The sequence below is a fragment of the Pseudomonas sp. microsymbiont 2 genome, assembly GCF_054788395.1.
Genome location: NZ_CM139112.1, coordinates 4283223 through 4301465, shown reverse-complemented (window position 1 = coordinate 4301465; position 18243 = coordinate 4283223). Strand labels below are relative to the sequence as shown.

Below are 18243 nucleotides of genomic sequence, written 5' to 3'. Positions count from 1 at the left end.
TCAGGGTGGGGGGGCGATTCTTGTGCTTTCTTGCTGTATGAGTCTGTTCGGTCGATCGCGGGGCAAGCCCGCTCCCACGATCCATGGCACGCAGCCTGCGAGCCGCCTGCGGACGACTAAGCTGTCTAACTCCACCTGCCTTGAGATCTCGCGCATGACCCAACCCTGGCCCGCCGTCGATATCGCCCGGATGATCCTCGATGGCTTCGACGACTACCGCGAGCATTTCCGGCGCATCACCCTGGGGGCCCGCGAGCGCTTCGAACAGGCGCGCTGGCAGGACATCCAGCTGGCCGCGGCGGCGCGCATCAATCTCTACGAAGAGAAGGTCGCCGAGGTCAGCGGCTGGCTGCGCAAGGCCTTCGACGCTGCCGTGCTGCTCGATGTCGAGCAATGGCCGCTGGTCAAGAACGCCTACATTCGCCTGATCGACCCCCGGCTCGACGATGAGCTGTCCGAGACCTGGTACAACTCGCTGTTCTGCAGTTTGTTCAGCCACGACCTGATCAGCGATGGCTGCATGTTCATCCACACCACGCGCCCATCCATGCGCGGTCACGAGCGAGCGGCGCAGACTCGCACCTATGCGCTCGATGGTGGGCTGAAGGGGTTGTTGCGGGCGATCTTTGCTGATTATGCGTTCAGCGTGCCGTATGGGGATCTGGAGGGGGATCTGGCGCGGATGGAGGAGCAACTGCGCGAGTGCCTGCCCGACTGGGTATGCAAAGACCCGGCGCTGGCCGTGGAGCTGTTCACCCCGGTGCTCTATCGCAACAAGGGTGCCTATCTGGTCGGTCGCCTGTACACCCTCGACGAGCAGTGGCCGCTGGTGATTCCGCTGCTGCACCGCGAAGGCCATGGCATCGAGGCCGATGCGTTGATCACCGACGAGGCGCAGGTGTCGATCATCTTCTCCTTCACCCGTTCGTACTTCATGGTCGATGTGCCGGTACCGGCGGAGTTCGTCAACTTTCTCAAGCGTATCCTGCCGGGCAAGCACATTGCCGAGCTGTACACCTCGATCGGCTTCTACAAGCATGGCAAGTCGGAGTTCTATCGCGCGCTGATCAACCACCTGGCCAGCAGCGACGACCGTTTCGTCATGGCGCCCGGGGTGCGCGGGATGGTCATGAGCGTGTTCACCCTGCCGGGTTTCAACACCGTGTTCAAGATCATCAAGGACCGCTTCTCGCCCTCGAAGACCGTCGATCGCGCGACCGTGATCGAAAAGTACCGCCTGGTGAAAAGCGTCGATCGGGTCGGGCGCATGGCCGACACCCAGGAGTTCGCCGACTTTCGCTTTCCGCGCGGCAAGTTCGATCCCGATTGCCTGGCGGAGCTGCTGGAGGTGGCGCCATCGACCGTGGCGCTGGAGGGGGACACGGTGTTGATCCGCCACTGCTGGACCGAGCGGCGCATGACGCCGCTCAACCTGTACCTCGAACACGCCAGCGAAGCCCAGGTGCTCGAGGCGCTGGAGGATTATGGGCTGGCAATCAAGCAGCTGGCGGCGGCGAACATCTTCCCGGGTGACATGCTGCTGAAGAACTTCGGTGTCACCCGTCATGGCCGGGTGGTGTTCTACGACTACGACGAGATCAGTTTCCTCACCGAGGTCAACTTCCGGCACATTCCGCCGCCGCGCTATCCGGAGGACGAGATGTCCGGTGAGCCGTGGTACTCCATCGGGCCACATGATGTGTTCCCCGAGGAGTTTCCGCCGTTCCTGTTCGCCGATATCGGCCAGCGTCGGTTGTTCAGCCGGCTGCATGGCGAACTGTATGACGCCGATTACTGGAAAAGCCTGCAGGAAGCGATTCGGGCAGGGAAGGTGATCGATGTGTTTCCGTATCGGCGCAAGGGGCGTTGACTGACGCTCGAACACGTCGCCTTGTAGGAACGGCCTTGTGTCGCGAAAGGGCCGCAACGCGGCCCCGGCAATTTCTGTTGCGAAGCTGAAACCCTGGGGCTGCTTTGCAGCCCTTTCGCGACACAAGGCCGCTCCTACACAGGGATTGCTTATGGCCTGGAGATGAGCTGCGCAATAGCCTTGTGATCTTCAACCTTTCAGGCATTTGAGCTCACTGAAATCCGCCCGCACCTTGATCAGCCGTTGCTGCAGGAACTGCCGTTGCGCCGCAGTGCTCTGCTTCATCAGGTCGACCATCAGGCTGCGTGCCTGTCGTTCGGTATTCTGGAACGCCTGACGGTACGCTGGCGTCCACAGGCTCTCTTTGCGTTGCAGCAGCTGCGCCAGGCGCGGCTCGAAGGCAGGGGTGTCGCGCTGGTTCATCGCCAGCACCAGTTGCTGCTGCCAGTGGGCGCGATTGGCGATCCACTGGCGATTCTGGTCGCCCAGGGCCTGCGACCAGCTCATCACGCGCAGGCGCTGCTCGGCGTTGAGCTCGCCCAGCCAGGGTTCGAGGCGCTTGCGCATGCGCGCGGCGCGGTTGTCGACCTGCTTGGCCAAGGGCGTGTCGACGTACTCCTTTTGACGTTTGTCGATATCCGCGCGAAAAGCCTGGCGCATCTCGTCGACCTGTCGGTCGCTCATGCCACGCAGCAGCTCGGCGGCGGACGGGGTGATCGCCTCGGTGACCCGGCCGATGGCCAGGCGCGCCTCGGCGGTACGCTGTTGCAGGGCTTCGTCGGTTACCGCGTCATTGGCGACCATCAGCCGCACACGATCGAGCCAGTCGAGGTAGCCGGGCAGTTGGGTCCTGCAATGCCAGGCCAGGTGTGTCTTGAGCCGTTCGTCGAGCAGTTGCTTCTGCTCGCGGTTCATGTCCAGGTAATCGTCCAGCGACCAGGGGACCAGGCGGTCGAGGTTGCGGTAGGCCAGGTCGATGCGGCTGCAGGCCGTCAGGGCCAGGGCTAAGCCGATGACGAGTAGCAGGGCGTGGGTCAGGCGTAGGGGCATGAGCGAATCCTTGCACGGGCTGGCCAGGCGGTGGACGCAAGGTGGGCCCGAGGGTTCCTGCGCATGCGCGCTCGGGCGGTCGGGCGGGTCAGGTGTTAGAATAGCCGCCTTGTCTTGAGGATCTTCGGAAATGGCTCTGCTTGGGCGTTACAACAGTTTGCAAATCGTTAAACACGTGGAATTCGGCCTGTACCTGGATGGCGGCGCCGACGGCGAGATCCTCCTGCCACGGCGTTACTTCCCCAAGGATGCCGAGCTCGAGCTGGACGACTGGCTCAACGTGTTCATCTACCTCGACAGCGAAGACCAGCTGATCGCCACCACCGAAAAACCGAAGATGCAGGTCGGTGAGTTCGCCAGCCTCAAGGTCAAGGACATCAACGGCGCGGGCATCTTCCTCGACTGGGGCCTGTCCAAGGACCTGTTGATGCCGTACTCGGAAGAGTCCCGCCCGCTGAAGATCGGCGACTACTGCGTGGTCCACGCCTACCTGGACAAACGCACCCGGCGCATCACCGCCACCGCCAAGCTCGATCGCTACCTGGACCGCACGCCGGTCGACTACCAGGTCGGTCAGCCCGTCGAGCTGCTGGTGGCCGGTGAGACGCCGATGGGCTTCAAGGCAATCATCAACAACCGCCACTGGGGACTGATCCACAAGAACGAGGTGTTCAAGTTCCTGCGCTCGGGCATGCACGAGAAGGGTTTCATCAAGGAAGTGCGGGCCGACGGCAAGATCGCCCTGAGCCTGCAGCCGGTGGGGCAGGCTCTGGCCGACGGCCTGCACGAGCAGATCATGCAGCGCCTGGAAGCCGCCGGTGGCGTGCTGCCGGTGTGCGACAAGAGCGATCCGGCGCTGATCAGCCAGATGTTCAATGTCAGCAAGGGCAATTTCAAGAAAGCCATCGGCGCACTGTTCAAGCAGGGCCGGATCGTCATCCATGACGATCGCATCGAGCGGGCCTGATCAGGCCTGCACGAAGCTGCGGAAATCCAGCTGCTCGCCGCCCGGGCGGGTGTCGCGCAGCAGCGAATCGCGATCGGCGCTCAGCGCCAGGCTGATGGTCGAGCGGCGCTTGCCGGCGTTGCGCACTTCCATCTGCTCCTGGTGCGCGCGCAGGAAGTTGGTCGGCACCTTCAGGTGCTGCAGTTCGTCGGTTTCCGGGGTGTGCAGCAACAGGTTGACCCAGTCGGGCTGGCCTTTGCGCAGCAGCGCCACCGGTACCTCGAACCACCACAGGTTGCGCTTCTTGTCGAGGATGGCGAAGAGGGTGTTGTCGCGGTCGAGCACCGGCCGGGTCAGCGCTTCGTTGCGCCGAGCAATGGCGGTGGGCTTGTCGAGTTTCATGCAGGTTCCTGCGGGTTGACGCTAGATTGGCCCGATATTGTGCGGGCGGGCCAATCGCGGGGCAAGCCCGCTCCCACGCAGGTGATCGTTATCACGGCGTTCGCTGCATGCCAGCGCAGCCCAAAGGGCAGGGCAAGCACCTGCCAGGCGCGCGCGAAGCCGTTGAGCTGGCGGCAGGCAAACCGATTGAAACTCCTGCCGATGGCCGTGGGTCGACTGGTTGTCGACACGATTTCCCGTGTCTTTCTCACTAGGAGACATCCCATGAGCGGCACCAAGGATAAAGCGAAAGGCCTGGCCAACGAGGCCGTGGGCAACATCAAGCAGGGCGTCGGCAAGGTGACCGGCAACGACAAGCTGCGCGCCGAGGGCAAGGCCCAGGAGCTCAAGGGCGAGGCGCAGCAGGCGGTGGGCAAGGTCAAGGATGCCGTGAAGAAACCTTGACCTCAGTGGCATTTTCGCGGGGCCAGCCCGTTCCCAACCGGTGGGAGCGGGCTGGCCCCGCGATTGCATTGTGCGCCAGCGAACAGCACGTCCGCCCTCTGGTCTATTAGACTTGTTGCATTGTCACCCCGATCAAGCGGCGAAAGGAGACGCTATGATTTTCCCCGACCTGCGCGGCCTGCCCCTGCACCGCGTGCTGGTGCGTACCGTCAAAGAGTTTCTCGACGACGAGATGTCCACCTATGCCTCCGCGCTGGCCTACCAGATGCTGTTCTCGTTGTTCCCCTTCCTGCTGTTCCTGATCGCCCTGATCGGTTTCCTGCACTTGCCCGACTTCTTTTCCTGGCTGCGCCTGCAGTCGGAGCTGGTATTGCCGCCCCAGGCGCTGGAACAGGTCAACCCGGTGATCGACCAGTTGCAGCAGTCCAAGGGTGGCTTGCTGTCGGTGGGTATCGTGATCGCCCTGTGGACGGCCTCGGCGGGCGTGCGCCTGATGATGAGCGCGATGAACGCGGCCTACGACGTAGCGGAAGGGCGTCCGGTGTGGAAGCGCTTTCCGCTGTCGATCATCTACACCGTCGGCATCGCCGGCATGTTGCTGGCGGCGGCGGCGCTGATGGTGCTCGGGCCGCAGGTCATGGAGTGGATCGCCGCCCAGGTGGGACTGCAGGAGGCGGTGGTCGTGGTCTGGACGGTACTGCGCTGGCCGGCGATCATCATCCTGATGATGGTGGCGGTGGCGCTGATCTACTACGTGATGCCCGATGTGAAGCAGAAATTCCGTTTCATCACCCCAGGCTCGGTGCTGGCGGTGGTGGTGTGGATCATCGCGTCGCTGGGCTTTGCCTACTACGTGAAGACCTTTGCCGACTACAACGCCATGTATGGCAGTATCGGGGCGATCATCGTGCTGTTGCTGTACTTCTACATCTCCGCTGCCGTGCTGCTGCTGGGGGCCGAGATGAACGCGGTGATCGAGCATATGTCCGCCGAGGGCAAGAACCCCGGCGAGAAGGAATTCGCCCAGGACAATCCGCAACAGACTGTCACCGTGCTAGGCCATGAGCACCCGGTGACTTCCGAACCCCAGACCCGCGAGCCGAATACCTGATGATCCGCGACATTCTCAAGATGGGCGACGAACGCCTGCTGCGCATCGCCCCGCCAGTGCCGGAGCACATGCTCGGCAGCCCCGAGCTCGAGCAACTGATCGACGACATGTTCGAGACCATGGCCCATGTCGGTGGTGTCGGCCTGGCCGCGCCGCAGGTCGGCATTGACCTGCAGCTGGTGATCTTCGGTTTCGAGCGCAGTGAGCGCTACCCGGACGCCGAGCCGGTACCGCGGACCATCTTGCTCAACCCAGTGATCACGCCGCTGGCAAGCGAAGTCGAGGATGGCTGGGAGGGCTGCCTGTCGGTCCCGGGTCTGCGTGGCGTGGTGCCGCGCTACAAGCACATCAGCTACTCGGGCATCGACCCGCAGGGCAACCCGATCAACCGCTTTGCCGACGGCTTCCACGCCAGGGTGGTGCAGCATGAATGCGACCACCTGATCGGCCGGTTGTACCCCTCGCGCATCCAGGACTTCAGCAAGTTCGGCTACACCGACGTGCTGTTCCCCGGGCTCGATGTGGCCGACGACTGATCCCGCACCAGCGCCACCAGGGGCTTGCTGCGCTGATAACGGGCCAGGCGCGCGGCCAGGGCTTCGGGCAGCGTGGTGGCTGGGGTGAAGGCCAGGCGCTGGTAGAAGGGCGTCAGATCCGGATGGCAGAACAGCCAGGTTGCGCAGCTGCTTTCGGCAAGCGCGGCGTCCACCAACTGAGAGGCGATCTGCTGGCCACGCCATTGTGGGGCGACGAACAGGCCGGTCAGCCAGTAGCCGCCCGCTATGGGTGACAGGTTCAGCCCGCCAATGATTTCACCGCTGCGCGTCACCCACTGCTCGCCGTCGCCAGCGGCGCGCATGCGCGAACCATGCTGGCGATAGAACAGGTCCAGCAGGCGGCGCTGGATCAGGGGTAGGCGGGAGCAGGTCAGGGGCGGCATGTGTGGTTCATAGGGCAGTGCAAGTCGCTGTCGCGGGCCAGGCAGAAAAAATGACGGTGCTTTGTCGCAGATTGTTGCAAATCCGGCAAGGGTGAATATCCGACTCCGGGGTTCAACTATTCTGACTGCGGAGTAGACTTTCACTCATCCCCCCGGCAGTACGATAAAGCGGGATCGGTACTTCGTGTCATCTTCGCAGTCGATGACAACTTCTCCGCGCCATTGACGGCATCAGAAGTCACGCGATCAGCTTGATAGCCATCAAGGTCGATACCCATGAAAGCCCTACTGATTCTTGCATTGGTCGGTATGTCCTCGCTCGCCTTCGCGGACCAGGTCAAGACCGCAGACACCCAACCCGTGGTCGAGCAGTACGACTATTCCACCAACCTCGACATCAAGCGCGTGATCAGCCTGTCGACGATCCCCAACGTCTGTGAAGTGGTGCCCGCCACCATGACCTACGAGGACCATCAAGGACAGGTGCACACCCTTCAATACCGCGCCCTGGGTGAGGGCTGCCGGTTGAATTGAGCCTTGCAATAGAGCCGTGCGCAATCCCTGTGGGAGCGGTCTTGTGTCGCGAAAGGGCTGCGTAGCAGCCCCAGGTTCAGTGTTGGCTTAGAGATCGCCGGGGCCGCGTTGCGGCCCTTTCGCGACACAAGGCCGCTCCCGCAGGGGCATGTGTATATCTTGAGCCCCCTGCAAGACTGTTGCCCCCACAAGCTCCAGCCCCTGCTTCAATTGCGCCCGGCTGTGCGCCGCCGACAGGCTGACCCGCACCGCCCGCACGCGCTCCGTGCCCACCGCGAACACGCTGGCTGGCACGATCTCCACCCCTTGCGCCCGACACCGGGCCACCACTGCCTCGGCTTCTCCAGGCGTGGCCAGCCAGGCATGGGGCGACGGCACGCCGGCGATCGGCAGTGCATCCCCCAGCAGTGCACGCGCCAGACGCCAGCGCTCGCCGAGTTCCTCCCGCTGCCAGGCCAGGCGCCGGGCAGCGGTCCCATCGGAAATCCATTGGCAAGCGATATGCAGGTTCAGCGGCGACACCGACCAGTGGGTGGCCTGGGCATAAGGATCGATCTGCTCCAGCAACCCTGGCCGGGCCACGATCCAGCCCAGGCGCAGACCGGCGGCCACGGTCTTGGACAAGCTGCTGATCAGCACGCCGCGACCTTCGAGCAAAGGATAGAGTGGCGGGCTATCGGTCAACGCGCCATACACGTCATCTTCGATCACCAGCAACTCATGACGCCTGGCGACCTCGGCCAGCGCCTGGCGCCGAGTCTCGCCCATGCACGCCCCGGTCGGGTTGTGCAGGGTCGGGGTGCTCACCAGTACCCGCGCGCCACTGGCTCGCACGACGCGGTCCAGCTCGTCCGGGCGCAGCCCCTGTTCATCCAGGGCCACGCCCTGCACCGGCAGGCGCAGCTGGCGGCAGGCCGCCTTGATGCCAGGGGCGGTCAGTGCTTCGACCATCACCGGTTCGCCCGGCTGGCACAACGACTGCAACACCAGGGTCAGGGCCTGCTGGGCGCCAGCGCAGAGCAGCACTTCCTCGGGTCTCAGGTCCAGGCCGCGGTTGCCTAGCCAGCGCGCGCCCTGGATCCGCCCCAGCAGCAGTCGCTCCGGTCCCAGGTAATGGTCGAGCAGGGCGGTTTCTCGCTGTTCGAGCAGTCTTTGCAGGCTGTGCTCGAGATCGAGATTGCGCGGGTCGGCCACCGGCACGTTGGTCGACAAGTCGATCACCTGGTGCTGGCGGTTGGGTTGCTTGAGGCGAAACAGCGTCGCTTCCTTGCTGCTGGCCAGCACATAGGTGCCGCGGCCCACCTCCCCGGATACCAGGTGCCGCGCCGCGGCTTCGCGATAGGCTTGTTGCGTGGTGCTCGGATTCAGGCCCAACGCCCAGGCCAGGCGGCGCTGGGGCGGCAGGCGTTCACCGGCTTTGAGTTCACCTCGTTCGATGGCGCCGGCGATGGCCTCGACCAGCGCCAGGTAACGCGGCTGGTCGTTGTCTGGCAGGGATGGAGTCCACACGAAATTGCTACCCATGCAATATATATTTGGACCCATACAATGAGCGGCGTTTAGGATCGCATCAAGCCCTACCGATGAAGGAAGATCGCCATGTTCGACTTGCCCGCCCTGCGTGAAGCCGCCGACTTTGTTCACCAGCACGTTCCGCCGACTCCGCAGCACGCCTGGCCGTTGCTGGCCGAGCGGCTGGGTTGCCAGTTGTGGGTCAAGCATGAGAACCATGCCCCCACCGGTGCCTTCAAGGTGCGTGGCGGGCTGGTCTATGTGCGTTCCCTGTTGGCCGGTGGCGACGTGCCCCGTGGGTTGGTCACCGCCACCCGAGGCAATCATGGCCAGAGCATGGCCCTGGCGGCGCGTCAGGCGCGGCTGCCGCTGGTGATCGTGGTGCCGCAAGGCAATTCGCGGGAGAAGAACGCGGCCATGCGCGCCCTGGGCGCGGAACTGGTGGAGCACGGCGTGGATTTCGACGTTGCCCGTGAGGAGGCGGCGCGCCTGGCCGATGAGCGCGGCTACGCGATGGTCCCGTCGTTCCACCCGGAACTGGTGCGCGGCGTGGCCACCTATGCGCTGGAACTGTTCGAGGCGGTGGCGGATCTGGATTGCGTGTACGTGCCGATCGGCATGGGCTCGGGCATTTGCGGGCTGATCCAGGCGCGCAACCTGCTGGGGCTGTCCACCGAGATCGTCGGCGTGGTGTCCTCTGCCGCGGACGCTTACGCCCGCAGCTTCGAGCTGGGCCGCATCGTCACCACCGCCAGCGCCGACACCTTCGCCGACGGCATGGCCTGTCGCGTGCCACACCCCGACGCCTTCGCTTTGGTCCGCGAGCATGCCGCACGTATCGTGCGAGTGAGCGACGACGAGATCGCCGAGGCCATGCGGCTCTATCACGAGACTACCCACAACACCGCCGAAGGGGCCGGCGCGGCCGCCCTGGCCGCATTGATGCAGGAGCGTGGGCGTCAGGCCGGCAAGCGTGTGGCGGTGGTGCTCAGTGGCGCCAACGTGGATCGCGGGCGCTATGCACAGGTGTTGATGGGGAATGAAAAATCCTGAATGAATGTTGGTGACGGGGATGCTATCTTTATTTGATAGCATTTTCCGATGAACACTCGATATCGCAAGATTCTGGACTGTATCTTCAGAACACCGACCACGCCTACGCTGCCGTTCGCCGAGATCGAGGCCCTTGTGCTGCACCTTGGCGGCCAGGTGCTCGAGCGCCAGGGCTCCAGGGTCAAGATCCTGCTGGGCGAGCAATGCTGGCGGTGTCATCGTCCCCATCCTGGCAAGGAGGCCAGGCGATATCAGATAGAAGAAGCCCGCGAGTTCCTGTTGCGGGCGGGAGTCCGACCATGAGCTGCATGCGCTACAAAGGCTACGCCGCCCGCATCGAGTACGACGAGCGCGACGACATCTTCGTCGGTCGTGTGCTGGGCATGCGCGACATCATCAGTTTCCACGCCAGTTCCGTCCCGGAACTGCACGAAGCGTTTCGCGAGGCGCTGGAGGACTATCTGGCCGATTGCGCCGAACAAGGCATCACCCCCGAGAAGCCGGCCTCAGGCAAGGTCATGCTGAGGATTCGTCCCGAAGTCCATGCCGCCGCGAGCATCGCCGCACGGGCGGCCGGAAAGAGCCTCAACCAGTGGGCCGACGAGGTATTCGAGCAGGCGGCGATGGCCTAGTGTGGTGTTTCACAAATAACGACCATAACTCGCGGCGCTTTTTGCAAAACACCACACTAGCGGGCGCAATTTTTTCCAATACGCACGTGGCCCGGCCACGGTTGAATGGCGTTTCCTTCCTCCTGTTCCGAGTGCTGCATGGCTTTTTCCAACGGTTTTCTGCTTAGCCTTTCCCTGTGCCTGGACATCGGCATGGCCAATATCGCGATGATCACCCTGGCCATGCAGCGCGGCTTTCTGCAGGGCTTCTGGCTGGGCCTGGGGACCTGTGTCGGCGACCTGGTCTATGCCATCGCCGCCTTGGCCGGGATGGCCGTGCTGCTGCAGTTCGAAGCCGTGCGCTGGACCCTTTGGCTAGGCGGTTCGGCGCTGCTGGTGTGGTTTGCCGTGAAGATGCTGCTGGCGGCCTGGCGTGGCGGGCATCTGGAGTCGCGGGGGCAGGTGGTGGCGGAGTCGGGCTGGCGCGAATTTCTGCGTGGGATCTTCCTGGCCATGTCCTCGCCCAGTGCGATCCTCTGGTTCGCTGCCGTGGGCGGGGTGCTGATTTCTCGTTCCGGAACTGGCGGCCCGCTTGAGGCCGGGCTGTTCCTGGCGGGGTTCTTCGCGGCCGGGTTGTTCTGGTGCGTGTCGCTGTGCGCTGTGGCCAGCCATGGCGGGCGGTTGCTCGGTGACCGGCTGCTGACCTGGTCCTATGTGCTGTCGGCGGCGATCTTCTGCTACTTCGCCGTCTACGTGATCGTTTCCGGCTATCGTGAGTTCATTCTCGCCAGCCCACCCCTGTAGCTCGCCGCATAGTGTTGCGGGGTGAAACCATGGGCGCGACGGAAGGCGGTGATGAAGTGGCTCTGGTCATAGAAGCCCAGGTCCAGCGCCACGTCCTGTGGATGCAGCCCCCGGCGCAGCCGATGGCGGGCCTCGATCAGGCGCAGTTGCATGTGGTACTGCAAGGGGCCCAGGCCCGTGGCCTTCTTGAAACAGCGGGCATAGTGGTACTTGCTCAGCCCGGCCAGTTCGGCCAGTTGCTCAAGCTCGAGGCGCCCATTCAGGTTGGCCCGCATCGCAGCCTGGCTGCGGGCGATGGCGGCTGACTGCTCGCCCGGCGTTGCGCAGGGTTGCTCCAGCAGTTGCGCGAGCAGCAGCAACAAACCTTGTTCTCGCTCGTCGTCGCGGGCCTCGGCCAACTCGGTCAGCGCTGAATAGAGCCCCTGGTGTGGCAGGACGCCCTGTTGAAAGGTCGGGGGCTGGTCAGTGGAGCGCAGGTTTTCGGCGCCGATCACCTGGCGCAGGGTGTCGGTCGGCAGGTGCAGGCTGATGTACTCCACGCCATCCGGGCCGAAGTTCGAACCCTGCACGGCCAATGGGTTGTACAGGGTGGCCTGACGGACCGGCACATCCATTTCCCGGCCATCCAGCCAGATCCGTTCGTGGCCGCACAGGTTGGCGCCCAGCACGTACTCGTCGTGGGTGTGCCGGGCAAAGCTGGCTGCGCCCTCGGCGCGGACCCAGGAAAGCTCCAGGTCGCTGCTGGTGTGCAGGGGGGCACAGGTCATCGGCATCGGTCGGCTCCCTCGGTCTGATCGGCGCTACGCTAGCGGAGGTCCAGGGCTGGGGTCAAAATTTTCCGTGGCTTGTCGATTTGCCGTTTTCCCGTTCGACCAGTGTTGAAAGCGTCACCACCAACGTTGATGAATCTTCGGAGGAAACACCGATGAACACTGCAGCCGAGCGTGAACTGGAGCAACTGATCGAACGGTGGATGCAAGCCGTGCGCGAGCGTGACGTGCACCGCATCGTCGCTCCCTACGCCGACGACATTGTCGCCTTCGACGCTATCCAGGCCTTGCAGTTCAAGGGCAAGGCCGCCTACCGCGCCCATTGGGAAATGTGCATGGGCATGTGCACCGGACCGATGGTGTTCGAGTTGGCGCAACTGACTGTGTACGCCGACGGCGACCTGGGCCTGGCCCACTGGCTCAACCGCTGTGGTCCGTCCGATGACGAGAGCCAGTGCGGGTTCATGCGGGCCACGGTCGGCTACCGGCGCAGCGGCGGCCAATGGCAGGTCATCCATGAACACTGGTCGGCACCGTTCGACATGGAAACGCAAAAAGCGTTGTTCGATCTCAAACCCTGAACGCCCATTGCCACTTCGCCCCGGAGACGATCATGAAATACCTGTGCCTGGTCTATTGTGATGAAGCACTGTTGCACAGCCTGCCCGATAGTCCGGAGGACGCCGAATGCATGGCCTACGCCGAATCCATCCAGACGTCCGGGCGCATGCTGGCCGCCGAGGCGCTCAAGCCGGTGCAGACCGCCACCACGGTGCGCGTGCGCGGTGGGCAGATGAGCCTCACCGATGGTCCGTTCGCCGAGACCAAGGAGCAACTGGCCGGCTTCTACCTGGTCGATGCCCGTGACCTGAACGAAGCGCTGAATATCGCCAGGGGCATTCCGGCGGCACGCGTGGGCAGCGTCGAGGTGCGGCCGGTGCGGGACCTGCAACCCTGACCCAGACGGAGAACAACAAGAATGACGCTGGTACAACCTGTGGTGGCGCAGCATGAGCTGTCCATCAGCCGCCTGATCGATGCGCCACCGGCCAAGGTGTTCCGAGCCTGGACCGACCCCGAGTGGCTGAAGCAGTGGTGGGGGCCGCACGGCATGACGACGCCTGAATGCGAGATGCAACTGTGGCCTGGAGGCCTGTTCCGCACGCTGATGCGAGCCCCCGACGGCACCGAATACCCTCATCAGGGGGTATTCCTGGAGATCCATGCGCCTGATCGCTTGGTGTTCACCGACGCCTTCCGCCCTGGCTGGGCGCCTTCGGACAAGGCGTTCATGACCGCGGTGGTGACCTTCGAACAGGAACAGGGCCGGACGCGCTACACCGCCCGCGCCTGGCACTGGAATGCCGCCGACCGCCGGGCCCACGAAGAAATGGGCTTTCACCAGGGCTGGGGAGAAAGCCTGGACCGCCTGGTGGAGGTGGTGACTCAGCGGATGCCGGACTGATGCTGGGCGATGCGCGCGCGCGCCAGGAAGTCGAGGCGGTCTATCGTCGCGACTCCCGGCGCATCCTGGCGACCCTGATTCGCCTGCTGGGGGACTTCGACCTGGCTGAGGAGGCCCTGCACGATGCCTTCTTCATCGCCGTCGAGCGCTGGCAGCGCGACGGCATTCCGGACAATCCGCGGGCCTGGCTGGTCTCCGCGGGCCGCTTCAAGGCCATCGACGCCTTGCGTCGCCGGGCCCGGTTCGATCGCTCCCAGGCGGACCTGATCATGCTGCTCGAAGGCCAGGCACACGACCCCGGCGATGAACAGCTGCTGGCCGATGATCGCCTGCGCCTGATCTTCACCTGTTGTCATCCGGCGCTGGCCTTCGACGCCCAGGTGCCGTTGACGTTGCGGGAAGTCTGCGACCTGACCACCGAGCAGATCGCCCGGGCGTTCTTGCAGAGCCCAGCGACCATCGCCCAGCGCATCGTGCGGGCCAAGGCCAAGATCCGCGACGCGCAGATTCCCTACCAGGTGCCGGAGCTGGCCGAGTTGCCTGAGCGCCTGGAGAGCGTGCTGCGGGTGATCTACCTGGTATTCAACGAGGGGTATTCGGCGTCCTCGGGCGAGGACGTGATCACGCGAGAACTGACCGACGAAGCTATCCGCCTGGGCCGATTGCTGGCGCAGCTGCTGCCGGATGCCGAAGTGCTCGGGCTGCTGGCGCTGATGCTGTTGCAGGCTTCGCGCCAGCAGACCCGCAGCGATGCCCACGGCGACCTGATCCTGCTCGACGAGCAGGATCGCAGCCTGTGGGATCGGGCGCAGATCGATGAGGGCTGCCAGCTGGTTCGGCGGGCGCTGCGCAGTCGGCAGTTCGGTCCCTACAGCGTGCAGGCGGCGATTGCCGCGCTGCATGCGCAGGCGCCCAGTGCCGAGGCCACCGACTGGGACGAGATCGTTGGCCTTTACGATGTGTTGCAGCACCACTGGCCGTCACCGGTGGTGGAGCTGAACCGGGCGGTGGCGCTGGCCAGACGTGACGGCGCCGCGGTGGGCTTGCAGGCGGTGGAGGCGATTCTCCAGCGCGGGGAGTTGGGCGAGTATCACCTGGCTTACGCGGCGCGGGCCGAACTGCATTGCCAGCTGGGCAATACCGCGCAGGCCCGCGAGGCCTGGCAACAGGCGCTGGCGCTGACCCGGCAAGGACCGGAGCGCCGGCACATCGAGCGGCGCCTGCGCGAGCTTGGCCGGCGATCCTGAGCCGTGCCTGGCGGAGCGGGCAAACCCGCTCCCACAGGGGGCGATCAGCTAGCCACGAAGTTAGGCGGGCTCACCAGTTCGACGGTCTGTTGCTTGCGTGGCGCGAGGATCTCGGCGACACCTTCGACCACCAGCTCATCGTTCTGGTTGTAGACGTTGGTGGCGATGCGCACCTTGAACTTGGGCAGTTTCTCGAGGATTTCCAGGCGCACGGTCAGCTGGTCGCCGATCTTCACCGGCTTCTGGAAGCTCATTTGCTGGCCCAGGTAGATGGTGCCAGGGCCGGGCAGGGTGCAGGCCACCGCGGCGCTGATCAGCGCGCCACTGAACATGCCATGGGCGATGCGTTCGCGAAACATGCTCTTGGCGGCGAACTCGGCGTCCAGGTGCACCGGGTTGTGGTCGCCGGACATCGCGGCGAACAGCTGGATGTCGCGCTCTTGCACGGACTTCTTGTACTCGGCTTTCTGGCCGACTTCGAGGGCTTCGTAAGGCGTGTTGGTGACCTGGGTCATCAGGGCTTCCTAGTTGGGGACGAGGGCCTGTCACTCGCTGCGGGCGGGCCGGCCAAGGGCCAGCGCCTGCTCCAGCCAGGCAATGATGTCGGCGCTGACCTCGTCGCGATGGGTTTCGTTGAGCACTTCATGGCGCGCGCCGGGGTAGACGTGCAACTGTACATGACGGTTGCCGGTCGCGCGCAACGCATTGGCCAGATCGGTGAGACGCTTGCCGGCGCTCACCGGATCACATTCGCCGCCGGTAACCAGTATCGGCAGGTTCGGATCGATCTGCGCCAGGTGCCGCGCCTGGCTGATCTGCGCCAGGCCATGCAGCAGGTCGAGCCACAGCTGGTTGCTGCAGCGAAAGCCGCACAGCGGATCGGCGACGTACTTGTCCACTTCGGCGTCATCCCGGCTGAGCCAGTCGAACGCGGTGCGATTGGGCCTGAACGCCTTGTTGAACGAGCCGAACGACAGCCAGTCGATCAGCGCGCTCTTGCCCAGTGGCCCCTGGCGCCAGGTCTCGAGCCGGGCGATCAGGCGTGCCGCGCGGTACAGCGTCGGCGACTGGAAGTTCGAGCCGCTGAGCACAGCGCCCTGCAAGCTGGCGCTGTGGTGCAGCAGGTAGGCCTGGGCGATGTAGCTGCCCATGCTGTGGCCGAACAGGAACAGTGGCGTGCCGGGGAATTGCTGGCCGATGTGCTGGGCGAGCAGGCCCAGGTCGTTGACCACGGCATTCCAGCCATTCTTCCGGGCGAACAGGCCCAGGCAGCCGAGCTCGGCGGTGCGGCCGTGACCGCGCAGGTCGGGCGCGAACAGGGCGTAGCCCGCCTCGTTGAGCGCATGCCCCAGGCGCTGGTAGCGCCCGGCATGCTCGGCCATGCCATGGGCCAGCAGCACCACGGCCTTGACCGGTGTGGCCGGCAGCCACTGGTGTACGTACAGGCTGCAATGCTCGCTGGCGGGTAGCCAGAAGGCGTCATAGGGCATGGCGGGTCCTTGCGCGCTGGGGTTGGTCAACAGTGTATGCGCAAAGCGGTGGATTGCAGGAAGGCCAGAAAAGAGATTCACAATGTTAATGGCGGTGCTTGGCGTATTTGCCACCTTCGACATTGCTGCTAACGTCGGCGCAACGCCTTTTTGCCATCAGGCGATCAGGTCAGGGATGCTCCCGGCAGAGGAACAACAATAAATGCAAGCCGATTTCTGGAATGACAAGCGCCCGGCGGGCGTGCCTTCCACCATTGACATGAATGCATACACATCCGTCGTCGACGTCTTCGAGCGCTCCTGCAAGCGCTTCGCCGACCGTCCGGCGTTCAGCAACCTGGGCGTAACCCTCAGCTATGCGGAACTGGAGCGCCATTCGGCAGCCTTCGCCGCCTGGTTGCAGCAGCACACCGACCTGCAGCCGGGGGATCGCATTGCGGTGCAGATGCCCAACGTTCTGCAGTATCCCATTGCCGTGTTCGGCGCGATGCGCGCCGGGCTGATCGTGGTCAACACCAATCCGCTGTACACCGAGCGCGAGATGCGCCACCAGTTCAAGGACTCCGGCGCGCGGGCCCTGGTCTACCTGAACATGTTCGGCAAGCGGGTGCAGGAGGTGTTGCCCGACACCGGCATCGAGTACCTGATCGAGGCGAAGATGGGCGACCTGTTGCCCAGCGCCAAGGGCTGGCTGGTCAACACCGTGGTCGACAAGCTGAAGAAGATGGTTCCGGCCTATCAGTTGCCCCAGGCCGTTTCATTCAAGCAGGTCCTGCGCCAGGGCCGCGAGCTGGGCCACAAGCCAGTTGTTCAGGCGCTGGGGGATGTCGCGGTGCTGCAGTACACCGGCGGCACCACGGGCCTGGCCAAGGGCGCCATGCTCACCCATGGCAACCTGGTCGCCAACATGCTCCAGGTGCTGGCCTGTTTCGCCCAGCACGGCCCCGATGGTCAGCCGCTGATCAAGGAAGGGCAGGAGGTGATGATCGCGCCGCTGCCGCTGTACCACATCTATGCCTTCACCGCGAACTGCATGTGCATGATGGTCACCGGCAATCACAACGTGCTCATCACCAATCCACGCGATATCCCAGGCTTCATCAAGGAGCTGGGCAAGTGGCGCTTCTCGGCCCTGCTCGGGCTCAACACCCTGTTCGTCGCGCTGATGGACAACCCGGGCTTCAAGTCCCTCGACTTTTCGGCGCTGAAGGTCACCAATTCCGGTGGCACCGCGCTGGTCAAGGCCACGGCCGAGCGCTGGGAGGCGCTGACCGGTTGCCGTATCGTCGAGGGCTATGGCCTGACCGAAACCTCGCCGGTGGCCAGCACCAACCCCTATGGCCAGCTGGCGCGCCTGGGGACTGTCGGTATCCCGGTGCCCGGCACCGCGTTCAAGGTGGTCGATGATGAAGGTCTCGAGCAGCCTCTGGGCGAGCGGGGCGAGCTGTGCATCAAGGGGCCGCAGGTGATGAAGGGCTACTGGCAGCAGCCGGAAGCCACCGCGCAGGCGCTGGATGTCGATGGCTGGTTCAAGACCGGCGACATCGCGATCATCGATGCCGATGGCTACACCCGCATCGTCGACCGCAAGAAGGACATGATCATCGTCTCAGGCTTCAACGTGTATCCCAACGAGATCGAGGACGTGGTGATGAGCCATCCGCAGGTGGCCAGTTGCGCGGCGATCGGCGTGCCCGACGATCGCTCCGGCGAAGCGGTGAAGCTGTTCGTCGTGCCGCGGGCGGGCGGGGTAAGCGTCGATGAGCTCAAGGCCTTCTGCAAGGCCAACTTCACGGGTTACAAGGTGCCCAAGCACATCGTGTTGCGTGAGTCGTTGCCGATGACTCCGGTGGGCAAGATCCTGCGCCGCGAATTGCGTGACATCGCCTGAAACGATAAAGCGGCAGGGTCGAGCGGGTGAAACCTCTCTAACCTGCCGCTTTCGGCCTGAATTGCGACATTTTGTATAATTACTCTAAAAATGACTTGCATTG

The 18243-nt window shown here is 64.2% G+C and carries 22 protein-coding genes; 15 read left to right on the top strand and 7 right to left on the bottom strand.

Annotated elements, in window-relative coordinates:
* Positions 1 to 154 precede the first annotated feature (154 nt).
* Complete coding sequence (gene aceK, locus ACYUME_RS19310) at positions 155 to 1870, top strand: bifunctional isocitrate dehydrogenase kinase/phosphatase (protein WP_279888920.1); 1716 nt, start codon at positions 155 to 157, stop codon at positions 1868 to 1870.
* A gap of 189 nt (positions 1871 to 2059) precedes the next feature.
* Here aceK and ACYUME_RS19305 read toward each other — a convergent pair whose 3' ends face one another.
* On the bottom strand, positions 2060 to 2920 hold the full coding sequence (locus ACYUME_RS19305; RefSeq protein WP_279884064.1) for a DUF6279 family lipoprotein: 861 nt from the start codon (positions 2918 to 2920) through the stop codon (positions 2060 to 2062).
* Positions 2921 to 3050: 130 nt separating this feature from the next.
* On the opposite strand from ACYUME_RS19305, the gene ACYUME_RS19300 reads away from it, so the two are divergent.
* A complete protein-coding gene (locus ACYUME_RS19300) occupies positions 3051 to 3887 on the top strand; it encodes a CvfB family protein (RefSeq protein ID WP_279884066.1) in 837 nt (278 codons plus the stop codon).
* Here ACYUME_RS19300 and ACYUME_RS19295 read toward each other — a convergent pair whose 3' ends face one another.
* Positions 3888 to 4268 carry a hypothetical protein gene (locus ACYUME_RS19295; RefSeq protein ID WP_279884068.1) on the bottom strand — a complete coding sequence of 127 codons (381 nt, stop codon included), beginning with the start codon at positions 4266 to 4268 and terminating at the stop codon, positions 3888 to 3890. It lies immediately after the preceding gene.
* 264 nt (positions 4269 to 4532) lie between these two features.
* On the opposite strand from ACYUME_RS19295, the gene ACYUME_RS19290 reads away from it, so the two are divergent.
* From ACYUME_RS19290 to def, 3 genes are all read left to right on the top strand, one after another.
* Positions 4533 to 4712, top strand: coding sequence for a CsbD family protein (locus ACYUME_RS19290; RefSeq protein ID WP_186661155.1), 180 nt, complete (start codon positions 4533 to 4535; stop codon positions 4710 to 4712).
* Between the two features lie 154 nt (positions 4713 to 4866).
* Positions 4867 to 5823 carry a YihY/virulence factor BrkB family protein gene (locus tag ACYUME_RS19285; protein WP_460416349.1) on the top strand — a complete coding sequence of 319 codons (957 nt, stop codon included), beginning with the start codon at positions 4867 to 4869 and terminating at the stop codon, positions 5821 to 5823.
* On the top strand, positions 5823 to 6359 hold the full coding sequence (gene def, locus ACYUME_RS19280; RefSeq protein ID WP_460416348.1) for a peptide deformylase: 537 nt from the start codon (positions 5823 to 5825) through the stop codon (positions 6357 to 6359). Before ACYUME_RS19285 ends, def begins: the two co-directional genes overlap by 1 nt.
* On the opposite strand, the gene ACYUME_RS19275 is transcribed toward def, so the two are convergent.
* Positions 6314 to 6763 (bottom strand): GNAT family N-acetyltransferase, encoded by a 450-nt coding sequence (locus tag ACYUME_RS19275; protein ID WP_460416347.1) that lies wholly within the window; start codon positions 6761 to 6763, stop codon positions 6314 to 6316. The genes def and ACYUME_RS19275 overlap by 46 nt on opposite strands.
* Before the next feature lie 276 nt (positions 6764 to 7039).
* Between ACYUME_RS19275 and ACYUME_RS19270 the strand changes: the two genes are divergently transcribed.
* Positions 7040 to 7297 (top strand): DUF2790 domain-containing protein, encoded by a 258-nt coding sequence (locus ACYUME_RS19270; RefSeq protein WP_028693053.1) that lies wholly within the window; start codon positions 7040 to 7042, stop codon positions 7295 to 7297.
* A gap of 87 nt (positions 7298 to 7384) precedes the next feature.
* Here ACYUME_RS19270 and ACYUME_RS19265 read toward each other — a convergent pair whose 3' ends face one another.
* Positions 7385 to 8806 carry an aminotransferase-like domain-containing protein gene (locus ACYUME_RS19265; protein ID WP_460416345.1) on the bottom strand — a complete coding sequence of 474 codons (1422 nt, stop codon included), beginning with the start codon at positions 8804 to 8806 and terminating at the stop codon, positions 7385 to 7387.
* Positions 8807 to 8896: 90 nt separating this feature from the next.
* Here ACYUME_RS19265 and ACYUME_RS19260 point away from each other — a divergent pair, with 90 nt between their 5' ends.
* The 4 genes from ACYUME_RS19260 (at position 8897) to ACYUME_RS19245 (ending at position 11277) form a co-directional block, all read left to right on the top strand.
* Positions 8897 to 9862, top strand: coding sequence for a threonine dehydratase (locus ACYUME_RS19260; RefSeq protein WP_279884079.1), 966 nt, complete (start codon positions 8897 to 8899; stop codon positions 9860 to 9862).
* Between the two features lie 48 nt (positions 9863 to 9910).
* Complete coding sequence (locus tag ACYUME_RS19255; protein WP_460416344.1) at positions 9911 to 10165, top strand: type II toxin-antitoxin system HicA family toxin; 255 nt, start codon at positions 9911 to 9913, stop codon at positions 10163 to 10165.
* Positions 10162 to 10494, top strand: a complete 333-nt coding sequence (locus tag ACYUME_RS19250) for a type II toxin-antitoxin system HicB family antitoxin (RefSeq protein ID WP_460416342.1) — start codon at positions 10162 to 10164, stop codon at positions 10492 to 10494. Before ACYUME_RS19255 ends, ACYUME_RS19250 begins: the two co-directional genes overlap by 4 nt.
* 138 nt (positions 10495 to 10632) lie before the next feature.
* Complete coding sequence (locus tag ACYUME_RS19245) at positions 10633 to 11277, top strand: LysE family translocator (protein ID WP_460416340.1); 645 nt, start codon at positions 10633 to 10635, stop codon at positions 11275 to 11277.
* Here ACYUME_RS19245 and ACYUME_RS19240 read toward each other — a convergent pair.
* Complete coding sequence (locus tag ACYUME_RS19240; protein ID WP_460416338.1) at positions 11241 to 12050, bottom strand: helix-turn-helix domain-containing protein; 810 nt, start codon at positions 12048 to 12050, stop codon at positions 11241 to 11243. The two genes, ACYUME_RS19245 and ACYUME_RS19240, sit on opposite strands and share 37 nt — an antisense overlap.
* Positions 12051 to 12202: 152 nt before the next feature.
* Here ACYUME_RS19240 and ACYUME_RS19235 point away from each other — a divergent pair, with 152 nt between their 5' ends.
* Genes ACYUME_RS19235 through ACYUME_RS19220 form a run of 4 tightly spaced genes read left to right on the top strand, consistent with a single transcriptional unit; the run spans position 12203 to position 14759 of the window.
* A complete protein-coding gene (locus ACYUME_RS19235; protein ID WP_460416336.1) occupies positions 12203 to 12628 on the top strand; it encodes a YybH family protein in 426 nt (141 codons plus the stop codon).
* Positions 12629 to 12660: 32 nt separating this feature from the next.
* Positions 12661 to 13005 carry a YciI family protein gene (locus ACYUME_RS19230; RefSeq protein WP_279884091.1) on the top strand — a complete coding sequence of 115 codons (345 nt, stop codon included), beginning with the start codon at positions 12661 to 12663 and terminating at the stop codon, positions 13003 to 13005.
* Positions 13006 to 13026: 21 nt separating this feature from the next.
* Positions 13027 to 13512 carry an SRPBCC family protein gene (locus ACYUME_RS19225; RefSeq protein WP_460416334.1) on the top strand — a complete coding sequence of 162 codons (486 nt, stop codon included), beginning with the start codon at positions 13027 to 13029 and terminating at the stop codon, positions 13510 to 13512.
* On the top strand, positions 13512 to 14759 hold the full coding sequence (locus ACYUME_RS19220) for an RNA polymerase sigma factor (protein WP_460416332.1): 1248 nt from the start codon (positions 13512 to 13514) through the stop codon (positions 14757 to 14759). The genes ACYUME_RS19225 and ACYUME_RS19220 overlap by 1 nt, the downstream gene beginning before the upstream one ends.
* Before the next feature lie 44 nt (positions 14760 to 14803).
* Here ACYUME_RS19220 and ACYUME_RS19215 read toward each other — a convergent pair whose 3' ends face one another.
* Together ACYUME_RS19215 and ACYUME_RS19210 are read right to left on the bottom strand one after the other, a co-directional pair.
* A complete protein-coding gene (locus tag ACYUME_RS19215; protein WP_279884096.1) occupies positions 14804 to 15274 on the bottom strand; it encodes a MaoC family dehydratase in 471 nt (156 codons plus the stop codon).
* A 30-nt stretch (positions 15275 to 15304) separates the two neighbouring features.
* Positions 15305 to 16249, bottom strand: a complete 945-nt coding sequence (locus ACYUME_RS19210; protein WP_460416330.1) for a lysophospholipase — start codon at positions 16247 to 16249, stop codon at positions 15305 to 15307.
* A gap of 202 nt (positions 16250 to 16451) precedes the next feature.
* On the opposite strand from ACYUME_RS19210, the gene fadD2 reads away from it, so the two are divergent.
* Entirely contained in the window at positions 16452 to 18140 is a 1689-nt protein-coding gene (fadD2, locus tag ACYUME_RS19205; protein ID WP_460416328.1) for a long-chain-fatty-acid--CoA ligase FadD2, read from the top strand.
* Positions 18141 to 18243 lie beyond the last annotated feature (103 nt).